General features: G+C 39.1%; 11 protein-coding genes. 4 read left to right on the forward strand and 7 right to left on the reverse strand.

Annotated elements, in window-relative coordinates; all coding sequences use genetic code 11:
- Positions 1–171: 171 nt before the first annotated feature.
- From QWY93_RS14090 to QWY93_RS14120, 7 genes are all read right to left on the reverse strand, one after another.
- On the reverse strand, positions 172–2,583 hold the full coding sequence (locus tag QWY93_RS14090) for a beta-galactosidase (protein ID WP_290249003.1): 2,412 nt from the start codon (positions 2,581–2,583) through the stop codon (positions 172–174).
- 121 nt (positions 2,584–2,704) lie between these two features.
- Positions 2,705–5,653, reverse strand: a complete 2,949-nt coding sequence (locus QWY93_RS14095; protein WP_290249004.1) for an exo-beta-1,4-galactosidase — start codon at positions 5,651–5,653, stop codon at positions 2,705–2,707.
- A gap of 51 nt (positions 5,654–5,704) precedes the next feature.
- The gene (locus QWY93_RS14100) at positions 5,705–6,583 is read right to left on the reverse strand and encodes an AraC family transcriptional regulator (RefSeq protein ID WP_290249005.1); all 879 of its coding nucleotides are present in this window, start codon (positions 6,581–6,583) and stop codon (positions 5,705–5,707) included.
- Between the two features lie 9 nt (positions 6,584–6,592).
- Complete coding sequence (locus tag QWY93_RS14105) at positions 6,593–9,916, reverse strand: DUF5107 domain-containing protein (protein WP_290249006.1); 3,324 nt, start codon at positions 9,914–9,916, stop codon at positions 6,593–6,595.
- Positions 9,917–9,935: 19 nt separating this feature from the next.
- On the reverse strand, positions 9,936–11,390 hold the full coding sequence (locus QWY93_RS14110; protein WP_290249007.1) for a sugar porter family MFS transporter: 1,455 nt from the start codon (positions 11,388–11,390) through the stop codon (positions 9,936–9,938).
- 397 nt (positions 11,391–11,787) lie between these two features.
- Complete coding sequence (locus tag QWY93_RS14115) at positions 11,788–12,216, reverse strand: ABC transporter permease (protein ID WP_290249008.1); 429 nt, start codon at positions 12,214–12,216, stop codon at positions 11,788–11,790.
- 145 nt (positions 12,217–12,361) lie between these two features.
- Positions 12,362–12,829 carry a TetR/AcrR family transcriptional regulator gene (locus QWY93_RS14120; protein WP_290249009.1) on the reverse strand — a complete coding sequence of 156 codons (468 nt, stop codon included), beginning with the start codon at positions 12,827–12,829 and terminating at the stop codon, positions 12,362–12,364.
- Between the two features lie 465 nt (positions 12,830–13,294).
- On the opposite strand from QWY93_RS14120, the gene QWY93_RS14125 reads away from it, so the two are divergent.
- The 4 genes from QWY93_RS14125 (at position 13,295) to QWY93_RS14140 (ending at position 18,292) form a co-directional block, all read left to right on the forward strand.
- A complete protein-coding gene (locus QWY93_RS14125) occupies positions 13,295–14,353 on the forward strand; it encodes a GntR family transcriptional regulator (protein ID WP_290249010.1) in 1,059 nt (352 codons plus the stop codon).
- A 225-nt stretch (positions 14,354–14,578) separates the two neighbouring features.
- Positions 14,579–15,301 (forward strand): alpha/beta hydrolase, encoded by a 723-nt coding sequence (locus QWY93_RS14130; protein WP_290249011.1) that lies wholly within the window; start codon positions 14,579–14,581, stop codon positions 15,299–15,301.
- 251 nt (positions 15,302–15,552) lie between these two features.
- Positions 15,553–17,136 (forward strand): glycoside hydrolase, encoded by a 1,584-nt coding sequence (locus tag QWY93_RS14135; protein WP_290249012.1) that lies wholly within the window; start codon positions 15,553–15,555, stop codon positions 17,134–17,136.
- Positions 17,137–17,344: 208 nt separating this feature from the next.
- Entirely contained in the window at positions 17,345–18,292 is a 948-nt protein-coding gene (locus QWY93_RS14140) for a DnaJ C-terminal domain-containing protein (RefSeq protein WP_290249013.1), read from the forward strand.
- Positions 18,293–18,353 lie beyond the last annotated feature (61 nt).

Consider the following 18,353-nt stretch of genomic DNA (forward strand, 5'->3'; position numbering starts at 1 on the left):
GATGATTATCCTGACTTTAATGAATATCCTCATTTAGTTTGTAATGAATAAATTTATTATCCAACACTAGGGGAATAGAAATAATTAATTTTCCTGGTGTTGGATTTATTTTATATATAACCTGGCCTCTGGAATAATGCCCTTACCTTTTTTCTCTTACCTGTCAACTATTCAAAATTGGATATTGGCTTTGTATTCGGGGATGACTTTCATCTCACCTATTTCAAAATAAGTACCCACTGAATTGACCTTTTCTTTATCCTGTTCAGGCAAATCGCCTAAATAGGGATAATCCTTGTAAATAGGATGAAATTTAAAGATCATATTCTCATTATTTAGTTTTTCCTTGAATGACTTCAAGCCGATTTCCCAAAGCCTTCCATTATAGAAATGATCTGTCACCAAAAGCCCATCAATAAAAGCCATCCCCCGGTCTCCGGTGTAATTGATATGGAGGAACACATCATTTAATCCCTCCCAATTATCCGATAAAGTTGCCATCCAAGTCATGTTATTTAGCTTTTTGATGTCTATTTCTGGGTTTACCTTTTCAAATTGGACAGTATATGTGCTAAATCCTTGGGAAATTGATTTTCGACCTTTTAGGCTTGCACCAGAAATGGATACTGGTTGATCTATAGATGGGTAAATATGAAGGTCATTGTCTTCTTCTCGGCTGACAATGCTGATATTTTCCTGGCCATCAAGAAGGAGACCGTTGGTGAAAAATAATCTGTCTTTGATTTTGTAAGACTGCAAGGCCAGCTCTTTAGGGATTATAGTATAGGTGTTTTTCCCAATTTCAAAAGAAAATATTTCTCCTTGTCTTCCAGTAATTCTTGTGTCACCCTTAAAAGAATTAGATTGACCCCGGTTCAATTTTTTGATTTTAGATTTTCCGGATAAAACAATTTCAGGAGCTAAACCTTCAATGGAGTAGAATACAAAATGTTTTTGGCCACCAGCCTCATCCAATTTTGTCAATGGCTGTACCGTGGCTGATTTGAAATTAGCATCCCCAAATTGGACATTAAAAGGTAAAATGCAAGTGCTTGCTTTTAATAAATCAAACGTGCCAGAGGAAGGGAAGCTTATCTCTTCATTTGAAGTTTTAATTTTTACCTGCAAATCATGCAAAGTTGAAAAATCCATATGATCCTGAAAATTGATCATAAACAAAAAGCCCTGGTCACCTTTTGACCTGGCAGCAAAACGTAAAGTTTTGGTGTCCTGGGGAGTAATTTTTTCATTGGAAAGGGGCAAAACAGTTTGCATTGGTGCCAATTCATTTCCATAGCTTTCCAAAAACATATGTAACAATTTTTGGGTATGGTACTGTGGTCTTAACTGTCCATATTGCCCAATGGGTGCCTGGAAATCATAGTTGATTTTGGGCATACCACTGACATCCTCATTATAAAATTTACTCTCAAATACCGGAGTAGAACCTCCATGGTACATATAATAACCAATTCCATTGGAGCCACTGCCCACTGTCCTGACCATAAGGGGCTCTACACTTTCATAATGAACAAAAGGCCTTCTACTGAATTTTACCTGGATGCCTGGCCCAATTTCCGCTGCAATGGAGGGGTATAATTTAGTATCATAGCTTACTGGCATATAATCAGGGTGTTGGCGGATATCTTTAAACAAATAAAAGGGGGAGGGATGTGGATCAGACCAAAAGGGGTAAACATAGCCAGCCGTAACAGGGATGCTTCCTTTTTCTACAATGGCGGCATTTCCCCAGCCCGTTGCAGTATATAAGGGAACCTCCAACCCATTTTTTTTGGCAATATTTTTCAAAATTTCCATATGTTGTTCTCCCTCTTCTGCATAAGGGTTATGGCCATCGGTGACGGCGATTTGTTCATGGGTTACTCCGGCATCCCTTGCAGACACAGTTCTTTCCTTTTTAGCACCAGGATAAGTGATTTCCCAAGGGGCTGCGGAATGTTGAAATTCATTTTCAAGTTGAACCCCGATAACCGGGCCGCCATCCTTATAAAGCATACCACTCAATTGATCGGAAATTTCTCCATAAAGCCTATTGACATGATCCAGGTATTGAATATTATTGGATCTTACCTCGAATGGTTTTCCGTACAACCAATCAGGAAGGCCGCCATTTCTCATTTCCCCATGGCAAAATGGCCCCAACCGGACTATGACATACATATCATGCTCCTTACAAAGCTGAATAAACTTTTTTAGGTTTAAGTTTTCACTCCAATCAAAAACGCCTTCCTTTCTTTCATGATTGTTCCAAAAAACATAGGAACCAATCACATTAATGCCTCCTGATTTCATTTTTAGGATGGATTCTTCCCAGTATTTTTCAGGATACCTTGAATAATGAAATTCTCCGATGACCGGGAAAAAGGGCTGGTCATTAAATTTGATATATTGGCTGTTTACTGAAATGCTGTCTCCATTGGGATTTTTGTCTCCCAAATCCAAGTGGCCTGTGATTAGGTCTTCCTGGTCTTTTGGTAATTGCAATTCATAATTTTGTTGGCCCATGGTAATTTTATAGCTTATCAGAAAGGCCAGAAGGAAAAGATATTTTGAACCACTCATTTTTTCACAGGTGCTTGAAATTTCTGTTTGATTTATAGAGAGTTAAGGGAATTATAACCAAAGTAATATTAAAAAAGGATGCTCTATCAATTATGCAAATGATAGAACATCCATGAATGGGCTAGTCCTTATTTTGATTAGTAGGCATCAACTCATCCGGGCCGGACTTGTTGACAAGGCCAAACTCATTTCTTTCCTTGTCCTCAAATACATCTTTCACAATATCCCATTCTACCTTTTGATTTGGTTGGAAGTCATCTGCTGATAAGTATTTTTCAATACTGTGTTTTAATTGTCTTGCCACTGGTCTTTCTTCCAAATCACTGTCAATATCCAAGCTGCAAACCATCAGGTTTCCATTGCCCACTTTCGCTTCATAGAGGACTCCAAGTCTCCTGTTGAGGAACCAGGTGTCAATGGGCTGGATCAGTGGTTTTACCTGTGGTGGGAAATTGTCCATGATCATTACTTGTTGACGATGCAACAATTCCCACCATTGTAAATCGCTGTAATAATCAGTTGGGAAATCATCAAAAACAGGGTGTTCAGATTGACACAAAATACCCAGGGTATGTGGCGGACGCATCTGGAACCAGCTGGTATTCCAAAATACGGGTTTGAAATACATGGCCACATCCTTGCCATATTCCACCTTTCCGGCAGCTTTCATCAATACTTTGCCCCCTTCATCCAAAATGGCTTTTGCTTTGCTGTCTAATTGATCTGTGATATAAATATTTTTTGTTTTCACTTGGGGCAAGGAACTTGGATACAACCAAAAGTCCCAATCGTTGAAAAATTCAGTTCCTTCGATACCTGCCTCCAAAGTGTATTTTGCAGCTTCATTAGGGAATTCGTTAAAATTCAATGTTAGGTCACCAATAGGAGTGTTATTTCCTATAGGTATATCCAACCCGGTAAATTCACCAGACTTAATGGTTTCACCTTCCTGATCTTTTATGTTCCAGGAAATAATGGCATTATCAAGTGGAGCTTGTCCAAAATGGAACATTTCAAGGGAGATTTCCGGAGTTTCATCCTGTTTGAAAACGAATTTTGGAAATCTAGCCAAAGGTACTGTGGTATTATGGAAACGCCTGAATTCTTCGGCAGTTAGATATCCTTTTTCATCATAAAAGGCATCCAGGAATCCCACCAGGGCAGTTCCCTGTCCGGGAAAATCATTGATGGAAAGCAATTGATATCCAGCAAAACCTGGAGTTCTTAGGGCTCCCTCTATTTCATGTTTATAAGCTAAAGCCTGAAGTTTTCCAGAGGCCATCAGAAAATCCTTAGCCTGGTCTCCCATATGGTTTTCCTCCAGGGTCTCCTGGAATATCTCAAAATTCTTGGCTTGATAAACCCCGGTATATTTATCGATTTCATCAAAATTTGGGTAAACACAGTATTGGCCATTTTCATGGGCCAAATAGGGGGCTTCTACATCTTTGATTTTTGCATAATGGTCCCAATCGGTTTGTGGTTTTCTGTTCCAGGGGATATTCCTTGGGCCTGATTTAACAACAAATTCACTCTCAGGAACCCATGGCCAGCTCATTCCCACAGAAGCCCCGGTATAAACCCTTCGCTCATCGCGCTTTTGCCAGTATTCTACAAAGTCTCCTAAATAACGGGCTTGGTTTCTACCGGCAGGTTCATTTCCATAGGCCATCATTACAAAAGAAGCATAGTTTCCATAATACTCCCTCATGCGCTCAGTTTCATCATAAATATATTGGTCAATGGGACGGCCATCACCAAGTGAGGTTCCATGGTTTGCCCAGCTTGGGCCTTCTGGTTGTAAGTAAATTCCCACCCGGTCTGCTGCTTTAAAGGCGGCTTCCGGGGGACACCAGGAATGGAACCGAACATGGTTGATCCGGTATTTTTGGAGGGTTTTCATATTATCCATCCAAAAATCCAAATCCATTGGTGCGTAGCCCGTTAAAGGGAAGGCGGCACAATCTACATTTCCCCTCAAAAAGGTCTCCCTGTCATTAATGGTAAACCGGGTGCCTTCTATCCCAAAATCCCGCATTCCAAACTCAACCTCTTTTTGATCAGATTCCCCTTTCTGGGTTTCCAATAAGATTTCCATACGGTATAATGCTGGATCAAACTCACCCCAGGTAAGAAAATTTTCTCCCATAGGATATTCAATAGAAAAGGTGTTTTCTCCAGGTTCAATGGTCAGAGTTTCCTCTTTTTGAGCTACCTCATGAGTGCTTGCGGTATTAAAAGCATCGGCCTTAATCTGGATTTTGGCTTGTCGATTATTTGCTTGTTGATTTTTGACCTTTAGCTCCACCCTGACATTGTTTCCGGCAAGGTCAGGAAATACCTGGACCTCTTGCATCCAAACCTGATCAGTAGCCCTAAGCTCCATTTTACCGGTAATTCCATTCCAGTTGCCCTGGGTATGGTCACTTATGCTGTGGGAGTCAGGGCCCACATTGATATCTTTTATTCTGTTATCCACCCGGATGGTCAATTGGTGTTGCCCAGGTTTTAGGGATGGAAGTTCATATTCATGGGGAGCAACCAGGGAATTTTGCTTTCCTATTTCCTCTCCATCTACCCAAACAATGGTTTCATAATGTGCCCTTTCCAGAAAAAGAACCATTCGCTTGTTTTCCCAGGAATTGGGTACTTCGATTTCCTTGCTGTACCATGCTGGCCCAACGTAGTACTTGTTGGGGGTTAGCCAAAAAGGAAATTTGACATTGCCTGGTTGGCGGTATTTTTCCATTTTGGGGTTAAAGTACCAGGAGCTGTCATAAATGGATCCGGTCCATTTCACATCAGCAGTAACTTCATATCCTTTGTCATTTTCTTTTAGGGAACCAGGAAGTTTTACTTGTTCATTCAAGTCTTTGTTAAACCATTGTTCTTGAAGTCCCACATCGGCACTGTCCAGCTGCATGGACCAGGTGCCATTTAATGAGACTGTGCGGGAAGTTTCCTGCCCACAAGAAAGGAGTAGGAAAGGTATGATCAATGAAAAAATGCTTCCCCAAAAAGAGGAATAGCAAATTTTCTTTCTGGATAGAAAAGGCCGGTTTAAAAACATAATTTTGGGTTATTTGAGGTGTTTTTTATTTTACTTTCGGGTCTAATTTTATTATAATTTTCTTTTTCTATATCCACTTGGGGAAATTCCCATGGACTTGCTGAACAACCTGGAAAAATAATAAGGGTCTCCAAATCCCAAAGCATTTGCCACTTCATTGATGTTTAAATTGGTGAATTGAAGGTACTGGCAGGCTTTTTGGATTTTTAAGTGGTTGAAATAGACAATCGGTGAATAGCCTGTGTGGTTTTTGAATTCATTGGCATAATGGGACTTGGAAAGGTTGACCTTCTTGGCAAGATCTTTCAGTGGCCAACAATGGTCAAGGTTTGCTCTCATGAATGCAATGGATTGGTCTATGGCTTTCAGGTCTTTGACAGGTGCATTTTGGCCCATGCTGGCTCCAAAGGCGAGGATTAAAAAGAAAGACCGAAGGCTGGAATTGGAAATTAGCAAGTTTTCTGTCATGTATCCGGATTCCAGAGTTTGGTAAATTTCCTGCCATGATTTTTCCAATTTTAAAGTAAATGGAGCATGGTGCACAAATAGTTGTCCGTTTCTTTTAAGAACATTGCTTATTTCCTTTGCTTCATTTCCGTTAAAATGCACCCAAAAAATAGACCAGGGATTTTCCTGTAATGCCCCGTATTTGTGGGGTTCATTGGAGGGAAGGATAACATATTCATTGGGCTTGACTTCCCATTTTTTGCCATCCACCTCTACCCAACCTTTTCCTTTGATACAATAAATCAAAATATGCTGAGGAATACCTTCTGGTCTCACCCGGTAATGAAATTCTGCTTCAGGGTAAAAGCCTATATCAGTGAAGTAAAACCCTGCCAATAGTGGATGGGCCTTACACACCTCAATTACTGAGGGCGGTAATACAATCGCTTTTTGTCCCTGAAAACCTTCCTTTTTCTTCAGCACTGGTTGTTACTATTTGATTAATGATAAACCCATCAATTGAAAATTTTGTATTAACTGCCGGTGAATATTGGCTTCTATATGACTGCATTGCTTGTCAAGAACGGCGGTAAAGGCTTGTTCAGCTTTAGCTTTTTCTCCCAATCCCAGAAAACCTAAGCCCATTAAAAATTGGCAATGGAGGATGTTTTTATCATTTAAGTTTTCTTCCCAAATCAATAAATCAGGCATAGATACGGCAAAATAATCGAAAGTGATTTTATCATGGATATGTTGTTTACCATAGTTGACCAGCATTTCAAATTTATTAGCCGCTTCTTTGTCCTTGCCAAGCATTCTTAAGGCCATCCCCTGATAAAAAATGCGATCCGATTTTTGATCATTATAATACCAGGCTATGGAGGGAACGATATCTCCTTCTGTAGCTTTTAACCAATTTTCATTGGCCAATTCCTTAAGGCCATTTTGAGCATGAGCATATCCTAACCAAAAATAAATTTCCGGCTCTAAAGTCCCATATAGTTTCCCTTCACCCAGGTTATGGGGGTAATGGAATGATCTTTCAAGACAATCAATGGCAGCATCAAATTGACTTTCCAAGAGGGCTTTTTTTGCCATTTCCATCAGGGAGACTTTATATTGCTCGGTTACTTTCCCTTCACCACCTTCCCAGGGATGGAATTTTCTATTCATTAAGGATTCATAAGCCTGTTCATAGTTACCTGTAAGGTTAAGAAGTGTTGCCCTTTCAAGGTAAAGGTCATCCCTTTGCTCAACCAGTCCTGAATATTTTTCAAGCAATTCAAGCCTAAATTCCAGTGAATAATTTTCTTTCTTATACAATTGATCCAGCTCCATCAATATTCTTGAATCCTCAGGGGCGGCATTGAAAGCCTTTTCCATCAAATCAAGAGCTGTATTGGCTTCCTTGAATTTATTGTATTTGGCCAACGCAAGGTTCCTTAAGGCTATGGAGAAATTCGGATTTAATTTAACTGAAGTTTCCCAAGCTTCCCTGGCCAAATCGTATTGCCTGTTATGATACCAGAAATTACCAAGGTAATAATGGGTGTTGCTGTATTGAGGGCAAATGTTTTTGGCAGCTTGCAAAGCCAAAAGCTCTTCAATCCTGTTAGGAAAGCAATAGTCGGTTGGGGCTTCCTGGGCTTTTTGGAAATCCTGTTTACCAGATTTCCCAATTTTTTCTTTGAACCAGCCCGTCAAATAATAAGAAATAGGGTAATCCTGACCCACCCCTTTTTTGGCTGAATCAATCATTAAAATGGCTTCCTGAAATTGTCCGGCCCAAAAATAATCCAGTGCATATTCCAGGTAAGGGTGAATATCCCCGCCTATTATTTCATGGATTTTATCAAGGGAAGATTCATCTTGCGTCAAAAGGTACTTTTCAAAATGAAGACCATAATTAAATCGGTCAAATTCCAACCCCTCTTGAGCAAGTACTTGAGCAGCATTTTGTTTACCCATTTTTCTAAGAATAAGCACTTTGAGGTGCTGTGCTTTGGGGCTGTTGGAATTCCTGATCAAGGATTGATTAATAGTTTCCAGGGCTTCTTCATATTCGCCATTCGCCAGGTGTAATTGGGTGATCTGCAAATAGCCTGCATCTTTCCAGGCCGCATTCCAGATGGATTTATAAAAAGCATCAAATGCCCCTTTTTCCTGGCCAATGAACCTATAAACCAGCCCTAAATTAAACAATGGTTCACCATCATAAGGGTTGGGGTTTCTTTCCAGTTGGGTGTCCACTGCGGCTTTTAGATAGGAAAGGGCTTTTTCGAACCTTCCCTTTTTCATCATCAGAAGGCCCAAGGCATTATTGCAGCGATAATCTTTGGGATCCCTTTTCAATGCCTCCAAATAATAATCTGCAGGGTCGAAAGTTGCGTGCCTGTACTGTTCGATATGCTGGCCCGTAAGAAATAATTGTTCATTGCTTTCCACTTCTTGTGGAGGCAATGCTGCTTTTGCAGGGTTTGGAATTTTTTTACCGTCCGATTTTGGTGCCTGCCAAGCTACCAGGATTTTTCCCATAGCATCTTTTACTTCCACTTTAAACGCATGGGCTGGTAAATCTCCTAAGTTTAGGTTTTCATTGAACACATTTTGAGGAGAAAGTGAAAAGGTCTTTTCAAAAATGACTTCCTGACCTTTTATAACCCTAATCTTTGCATTTTTATATTTTGAGGTAGCATAAACCTTTAATTGGGCCTTTCCTTCGGCCACTTCAAAATTTAGCAATGCATTTTTTGTGGCTTTTTTGACCATGCCTAATTCCTGGTAAGGCATGAAATATTGGGTAAAGGATTTTTCCTCGTTAGGCATCAACCAACTGAAATCAGGTTGGTTATCAGTAAAAACCCCGCACATCAATTCAATGTAGGGACCATCTTCATCGGTAAGGTTCCGGTCCCAGGCTTGGCCAAATTCTCCATTTCCCCAGGTCCATTGCTTTTTACCAGGGGAAATATGGTGGTCGGCTACATGGAGCAAACCTCCTTTGGAATCATTTTCATAACCTCCTACGAAGTCGTATTCCGAAACGATAGCCATATAAGAGGTTGGAACAGGAATATTTTTGTATTTGGAAATATCTACTCCTTTGGAGTAGTCCACTTTATAATAGGTCCCTTTGGCAATGGGGAATTCGGATACATCCCTTTTTCCATGGTCAAATACGGCATGGACATCTGGTGGAAATACAGATTGGTAATGGTCATTAACCGCTACCGCCGGGTTGGCCCACCATAAAAAGGTTTGGGGAAATGGGGTGCGATTGTATAGTTTTCCCTTGATTTCCAAATAGGCTTTATCGGGATGTAGGGTGAAGCCAGCCATGCCCTTGGTTCTAAACATCCTTTCCACCTCATTGCACCAAATTGTTTTGCTCCCATCTTCATTTTCTTCAATGTCATATTCCACCTTTTGATAGGTGCTTGGCCGGTGGTGTTGTGGCCAGTTAAATTCAATACCACCGGAAATCCAGGGACCTGTCAATCCCACCAAGGCAGGCTTGATGACCTGGTTGTAGTACACAAAATGGCGTTCCTTAACCTTGTCATAGGCCATTTGGACCCTTCCTCCAAGCTCAGGAAGGATCATGATTTTGAGGTATTGGTTTTCAAGATAAACCGCCTGCCAAATTTTGTCCACTTTGACATCAGAAATCTTTTCCACCACCGGGTGAGGGTAAACCACGCCGCTACTTCCCTGGTAAACTCTTTTTTCCAGAAAAATGGGATTCTTTTCTGCCTCGCCTATTTCGTAAGTAGGGATGATTACATCTTCCGCCCACACTTTTACCCTGTCCATCATTTTACTAAATTTTAATCAGTTAGACTTCTAGTTTATCTTTAATCAACTCCTTGTTTTTATCGTCTTCTTCGACCACTTCTCCTAATAGCTCCAATTCAATGGCCTCGAGGGATTTGCCTTTGGTTTCCACCAAATTCCTTTTGATATAAAACCAACCGGAAATGCATATCAGGGCATATAGCCAAAATGTTCCTGAAGCCCCAATGAAATCATTGAGGATGGGGAAGGAGTAGGTAAGTAAAAAGCTCGCACTCCATAAGGAGACGGTAGCAAATGACATGGCTTTACCCCTGATCCTGGTCGGGAATATTTCAGAAAGTACAACCCATGTGACAGGTGCCAATGACATGGCATAGCATGCAATGCCCACGAGTACCAAAATCAACAAGGGTAGGCCTTGGAATTCAAGGAAATAAAGGCTGCCCATAATGATATAAGTTATGGCTAAGGAGAGGGCTCCGAAGGTTAATAGCGGTTTCCTGCCCCATTTATCCACGGTAAACATTGCAATTACCGTAAATATCAAATTGATCAATCCTGTGATAACAATATTGAATAAGATGTCATTTACCCCATAACCTGCTGCCGTGAAAATTTCTTCAGCATAGTTGAAGATGATGTTGATGCCAGACCATTGTTGGAAAGCGGCTAGGACAATGCCGATTACTACTATTTTTATGTATTTCTTTTGGAAGATATCCTTGGAGCCGGCGGGGGTATGTTCCGCATCCATTTTAATTGAATATTGGATGTCAGACAATGAACCTGATGCATATCCTGATCCCCCGATTTTTTTCAATATGTTTTTTGCCTCTTCAATTTTACCTTTGGTGACCAGCCACCTTGGGCTTCTGGGAACCGTCCACATCAAAATGAAAAAGATCAATGCAGGTACATTTTCCGCCCAAAACATCCATCGCCAGCCCCATTGGCCATTCCAGGAATCCAAAATTTGGGCACTTGTATCTGTTTCCCCAACAGGGTTGGCAATAAGGTAATTGGCAATTTGGGCCATCAAGATTCCGATTACTATGGTCAATTGGTTGATGGATACAAAACCTCCCCGAAACCTGGCCGGGGTGACCTCTGCGATATACATTGGAGATAGGTTGGAAGCCAAACCAATACTTATGCCTCCTAAAATTCTGTAAAAAATAAATCCATTAAAAGAGTTGGCAGCTCCTGTTCCTACTGCTGAAACAATAAATAATAGGGCCGCCATGATCAATAATTTTTTTCTTCCCCACCTATCACTCAGGAATCCTGAAGTTATTGCTCCCAATAGACAGCCCACAAGGGCAGAACTCATCGCCCAGCCTTTTAATGCTGCTGAGTCGGCAATACCAAAAAATAGCTCATAAAATGGCTTGGCGCCACCAATGACCACCCAATCGTAGCCAAATAATAAACCACCCAATGCAGAAACCATGGATATGCGGATTACATAGGAGGTGTTAAATTTATCTTGATCCATAGGTATTTCAGGTTATCGTAAAAGCAAATTTAGTAAACTAAAGTCCAATCTTACTGGACATTAGTTGGGTTTTGATGGATAATATTCTGATAGGGGAGTTTTGATAAGGGGTGAATGATTAATCTGATAAAAATAAGTTAATATCTATTAGTACAGAAAATTATATTGTTAATAAGAGTTTTTTAGTAATTTAAATTATTAAATGTGCTTTAATAGTTTAATGAAGGGAGAAAATTAACTGGCAGATAAATTATGAAAAATTATAAAACATGTTCTATATGACTTTTTTAGTTAAGGTGTTTGTTTTTCAAGTTAAAAAGCAATAAAGTTTTTTAGAATGCTGGAGTGAATACATTTGATTATAAATTCCCTTCTTGGCAGTGAAATTAGTGAAATATTAACTGGTTTTTCTGTAGTTCCAAATGGCCCAGGGGTAAAAGAAAATGGCAAATCCAAACATGATCAAAAAGTGATTTTCTAGGTCTGCTAAACCGCTTCCTTTCTTTACTACCATCCGCATGACCTCAATGAAATAGGTTACCGGATTAACCTCTGCAATCCATTTTGCCCAACTGGGCATGCTCTCAATTGGGTTGAAAAGCCCACTCATCAGCAAAAAGATCATGATAAAGAAAAATGCCAGGGACATGGCTTGTTGCTGGTTGTGGGAATAAGTGGAAATCATAAGCCCTACCCACAAAACCGCAATAAGGTAAAACGCCAAAAAGCATAAAGTGCCAAAATGCTGCCCGCAGGGAAAATACCGTATACCAAACGGGCAACCACCAACAAACCTAAGCTGAAAACAAACATGGCAATTAACCAAAATGGAATCAGCTTACCCAAAATAAAATACTATTTTTTTTGATGGGGGTAACGTTGAACTGTTCGATGTTGCCAATTTCTTTCTCCTTAACCAGGTTTAAAGAGCACATATAAGCCCGGATCATGGTCACCAGAAAGGCGAGAATTCAGGGAACCATGAAGAGTTGATAGTCTAAATAGGGATTGAACCAGTTAATGCTGGCGACCTCGATTTGAGGTGTAGAGGCCTGATTAGCGGGAATCCATTCTTGCCGGATATCCTGATTAAAGGTGTTGATTATTAGGCTGAGGTAGACGCTGCCCACACTGGCTTTTGTACCGTTGATGGCATTGATGGCCAGAAATAGATCTTCTTTTTTTTCTCTGACCAAGTCTCGTTCAAAGTTGGAGGGGATCTCCAGGATCAGATCAGCCTTATTTTCCTCCATCATTATCAGATCAAAAAGCTTTCCTTTACTCCGGAAATAGTAGTTCAATAAGGCTAAATTAATTCCTGGTTCCTCTGCAATGTCCCTGGTTCGGGCGGCAGCAAACCCTTTTTGTTGGAATACTTTTCTGGCCGCAGTTTTTATTTTTCCCTCTGTTGAATCGTCGTTTTCTCTATTGGCAGGCATTCCACTTGAGATTTTTTAATGTTTGGCCAGTATCATTGATTATCATTTTAATGTAAATTTCCTCAACTGATTATACTTCAGGGAAAGGTCTTAGCAGAGAAGCCCAAAAAAGATGGGGTTCAAAATGCCCATTAATGTTTGTTGTTTTTTCAGCCTGAACTGAACGGAAAGGATTTTTCAAGAATTAATAGCTCGGAAATTTTTATTTTTTCAATTGATCATCAATTGTGGTTCAATATTTTTTTCTTTTTTACCTTCAGCTTGCGAATGACAAATAGGTAGGGAGAACTAAAAGCTTGAATACTTTTTTCGATGAAGATCCAACTATTCTAGTTGTTATCCTCAATTATTATTAATCAATGAAGTTCATTTTAGGATAATAAAATACCCTAAAATCTATATATTTGAGTTTAATTAAAACTTGTAGGTTAAAGGAGAAACCCCTCAGGAATAAAGGGAAAACTAATGATGGATTTCGTGAGGAAATTTGATATTGAAATTGATGAGGCATCAAGGGTGCCAAAATACCAACAATTGGTCAATAGAATTTCCTCATTGATTCAGACCGGAACCATTTCAAAAGGTGCAAAATTACCCTCGATCAACGAAATAAGTGAACAACTTATCCTTTCCCGGGACACGGTGGAAAAGGCCTATAATTTGATGAAAAAAGAGGGATGGATAATTGCCATTCCTGCCCGAGGTTTTTTTGTCAATGAAAAAAAGTTTCAAAAGCAGGGTGGGAAAATTCTTTATATGGTCAATAAGCTCAGTCCTTATAAACTTGAGGTGTTTAGAACCTTCCAAGAAGCTTTGAGCTTGGATTATGAAATTGAATTAAAACCTTTCTTTTTTGAGCCTCAGCTTTTTATGAATAAGTTGGGCCAATCTTTTGATGATTATGATTATGTTGTCATTGTCCCAATTTTTAACCATGACATCGAAAGGAATATAAGCCTTAATCAAGCAGTTCTCCAGTACATCGAAAGGATTCCTAAAGAAAAATTGATAGTTCTGGAGAAAAATTTCCCCAAAATATCGGGTAAGTATACCTGTATATACCAGGATTTCAAAAAGGATGTTTTTACAGCCCTTAGTTCTGCTTTTGACCTGATCAAAAAGTATGAAAAAGTCAATTTGATCTATCCTGATAGCAGGTATTCTTTCTACCCTCCTGAGATCAAACAGGGGTTTAAGAAATTTTGCGCTGATTTCGGTTTTCCCTATGAGGTCATTAATATCAGTCAGCTCGATAAAACGTTCAATAGGAATCAAGCTTATATTGTTATTAGTGAAGATGATTTTTTGGAATTGATGAAAAAAATAAAGTCACACAAGTTGCAGTTAGGAAATGATATTGGCTTGATCAGCTATAATGATACTCCCCTCAAAAAACTTTTTAACGTTACTGTATTGTCTACCAATTTTAAACAGATGGGCACCTATGCTGCCAAATGTGTGGCAGAAAAAAAGACAATAAGGATCAAAAATGATTTTCGCTTCATTAGGCGGAAGTCCTTGTAGGAAATAAATCCTTAAAATTTCATGAAAATTGTTCCGAACCAGTAGATTATTGTTATTCATGTAAATTTTCTGATTTTTAAGGGTACCTGCGCCCTTTCGAATAAACCTAATTTGATACGGGTCATTGAATTATAATATGAAAATTGGAGTAATTTGCTGAAAGTAATTACATATGGATTGTTAGTTCTATTAGGGTTTTACCTGTTTTTATATCTTGTGATCATTATGTTTCAAGAGAAATTATTGTTTTTTCCAACCAAATTATCTAAAAGCTATGTTTATAATTTTGACGAGGCATTTGAAGAAATTTTCTTAGTAACCAATGATGGATATAAGTTAAATGCAGTTCTTTTTAAATCTGAAATAAGTATAGGGGTTGTATTATTCCTGCATGGTAATGGAGGAGCAATTAATGGATGGGGAAAAGGAGCAGAACTATATACAAAAAATGGGTATGATGTCTTGTATTTAGATTATAGGGGATATGGCAAAAGCGAAGGTGAAATCAATAGTGAAAAGCAATTAATAAACGATGCCCAAATTGCTTATGATTATTTGAAAAATCATTACGATGAATATGACATCATAATTTCCGGAACCTCCCTAGGAAGTGGAATTGCCTCAAAATTAGCGTCTAATAACAATCCAAAAAAATTAATACTGAATTCACCTTTTTCAAGTTTGGTGAAGCTAATCCAAGAAAAAGTAATTTTTGTTCCAAGGAGAATTATTAAATATAAATTGGAAACAGAAAAATATCTTGAAAAGATAGATTGCCCCATCATTATTTTTCATGGGGATAATGATAGGGTGGTACCAGTTAATCATTCTTTATATCTAAAAGAAAAATTTCCCAAAATAAACCTCTATGTTTTGAAAGGATTTGAACATAATAATATTTCCCAAAGTGATAAATTTCAAATTAGGATGAAGGAAATTTTGGAATAAAAAATGTCCAATATTACAACAGGTCTCTCTGTTGCGAATCTCTAAGTCTTGAAGTTTTATTTTCTTGAAATCCTGTTTTTTTTTGCAGCCCTTGTGTTTTTTGGGGCTATTTTAATGCCATAGAAATAAGAAAAACACCTCTTGCCAATAAATTTGTTTTGTTCTTTTGGAATTTGACCTGATTTTAAGGATTTAATTTAAATTCGATGCTTTGTATCCTTCTAAAGAAGCAATAAAAGAAATTTAATTCTATGAATTATATAAGAAAATTTATTGGCATTTTATCTTATTTGATTTTAGGGTGTTTAATTATTAACGCTTGCCAACCAAAAAATAAAATTGGGGCGACTTCAAGCAATAGAGGAAATCCCATTGTTCATATCAATGCAATCCAACAGAGAACCTATCAAACCATTGAACACTTTGGAGCTTCGGATGCCTGGTCCTGTCAGTTTGTAGGGCTTTGGCCGGAGCAAAAGAAATTTGCCATTGCAGAATTGCTATTTAGCCAGGAAATGGATGGAAAAGGCAATCCCAAAGGCATTGGCTTGTCACTTTGGAGGTTTAATATTGGAGCGGGGAGTGCTGAGCAAGGGACCCAAAGTGGCATAGGAGATGAGTGGCGTAGGGCAGAATCTTTTATGAATGCAGATGGAAGCTATGATTGGTCCAAGCAGGCGGGACAAGTTTGGTTTGCACAAAAAGCTAAAGAAATGGGGGTTGAAAATTTATTGGTTTTTCCCAATAGTCCACCAGTTCATATGACCAAAACAGGAAAGGCTTTTGGTCAAAGTGGGAATTCCAACCTGGACCAAGCTAACTATGATGATTTCGGAAATTACTTGGCCAATGTGATTGAAGGACTGGAAGCCAAAGGTCTGGATGTGGATTATATCAGCCCGGTTAATGAACCCCAGTGGGATTGGTCGGATGGTGGCCAGGAAGGTACGCCATTTTGGAATGATGAAATTGTTGGTATAGTCCGGGAATTGGACAAAGCATTAGAAGAAAAAGGCCTGGAGGCCAAGATTGATATAGCAGAAGCGGGTCAGCTCAATTATCTATATGAACAGGGAAATAAGCAGGGAAGAGGAAATCAGGTGGAAGGTTTCTTTTCCAAAGGGTCTCCCAATTATCTGGGTGACCTGAAACATATGGGGAATGCAATATCCGGGCATAGTTATTTTACCACATCTCCCTTTAATGAAGCCGTTAAAACCCGGGAAAAGGTTGCCGAGAGCATTATGCCCTATTCTGGGTTAAAGTTCTGGATGAGTGAATATTGCATCTTGGGGGATAATGCTGGTGAAATCAATGGCAATGGTAGAGACTTGGGTATCGACCCTGCTTTATATATGGCCAGGGTCATTCATAATGATCTTACCGTGGCCAATGCATCAGCCTGGCATTGGTGGTTAGGTGTATCCCCTTATGACTATAAAGATGGTTTGGTGTATATCGATTATCAAAAAGAGGACGGCAACTTTTATGAAAGTAAAATGCTATGGGCATTGGGAAATTATAGTCGCTTTATCCGTCCAGGATTTCAAAGGATAGCTGTAAACATCATGGAGGAGACAAGGGAAACTCCAGGTCTTTTGGTGTCGGCCTATTTGGGCCCCGGGAGCCATAAGATTATTTATGTTTTGGTCAATTCTGGGATAAAATCAAAAGAAGTTTCATTGGAATTAAACGGAAAGGAAATTCAAAACAAAAAAGTGTACATTACTTCTAAAGATTATGATTTGACTCCAATGAAATCAAATGATAAGGGATTGATTGAAATACCATCGCGTTCAATCGTGACGGTGGTTAGTGAGGATATTATTAGGTGAGAAAATTGACTTTAAAACCGTAGTTGGTGATCCTACCAACCACTGAAACTAACCTGAAAAATCCAGCCCATTCAAGAAATAACCATTTTTGGAAGCAACATTTTGATCATATTTTTAGTAAATTCCAAAGGGAAAAAACATTTATATCAGGGTAAATGTCTGCATTTCATTCACCCTGTAATTCTTTTAAAATTATCTATTGCTTGATATGGATTTTAAGGATTATTACAAGGTATTGGGAGTGGGAAAAAATGCCTCTCAGGATGAGGTGAAAAAGGCATATAGGAAGTTGGCCTTAAAATACCACCCTGACAAGAACCCTGAAAACCAGGATGCTGAAGAGAGATTTAAAGAAATCAGCGAGGCATATGAAGTTTTAAAAGATCCCGAAAAGCGAAAAAAATACGACCAGTTGGGAGCCAATTGGAAGCAATATGAGCATGCCGGTTTTGATTCTCATGCCAGGGGTGGTGGCAGGCCTGGTGGAAGTTTCCATTATGAATTCAGGGGCGGTCCATCCGATTTTTTTGGAGGAAGCGGATTTTCGGAATTCTTCGAATCCTTTTTTGGTGGTGGATTTGGAAGAGCTGGACAAAGCAAGCGAAAAAGCAGTTTCAGGGAAGGGTTTTCTGATTTTGGCTCCGGACAAAAAGGACAGGACATTTCCGGAGAAGTATTAATCAAATTGCAGGAAGCTTATAATGGAACAGAAAGAATCGTTGACCTGGGGCATGAAAAAATTAAAGTCAAAATCCGTCCCGGTGCCTATGATGGATTAAAACTCCGGATAAAAGGAAAAGGTCAGCATATCCCCCATGGTGAACCGGGAAACCTGTATTTGACTATCAAGGTAGAACCCCATTCCGTATATGAAAGAAAAGGCAATGACCTTTATATGAATATTGATGTAGACTTATTTACTGCTCTTTTGGGGGGGAAGTTGGAAATTGTAACCCTTTCAGGCAAAGTAAATATCAAAATTCCTGAAGGAACCCAAAATGGTAAACAATTTCGTCTCAAAGGCAAGGGTATGCCTGTATATGGAGGGGGAGGTCATGGTGATTTGTTTGTGAAATTACAGGTTAAATTGCCTGAAAAGTTAACCACACACCAGAAGGATTTATTGGAAAAATTAAGAAAGAGTTTTGACCCTTAATTTTGTTAATAAAAATGAAATTTTGACAGGATCAAATGACATTTTTTCCTGATAATATGGG

Origin of the sequence: Echinicola jeungdonensis, from assembly GCF_030409905.1 — a bacterium.
GTDB lineage: Bacteria > Bacteroidota > Bacteroidia > Cytophagales > Cyclobacteriaceae > Echinicola > Echinicola jeungdonensis.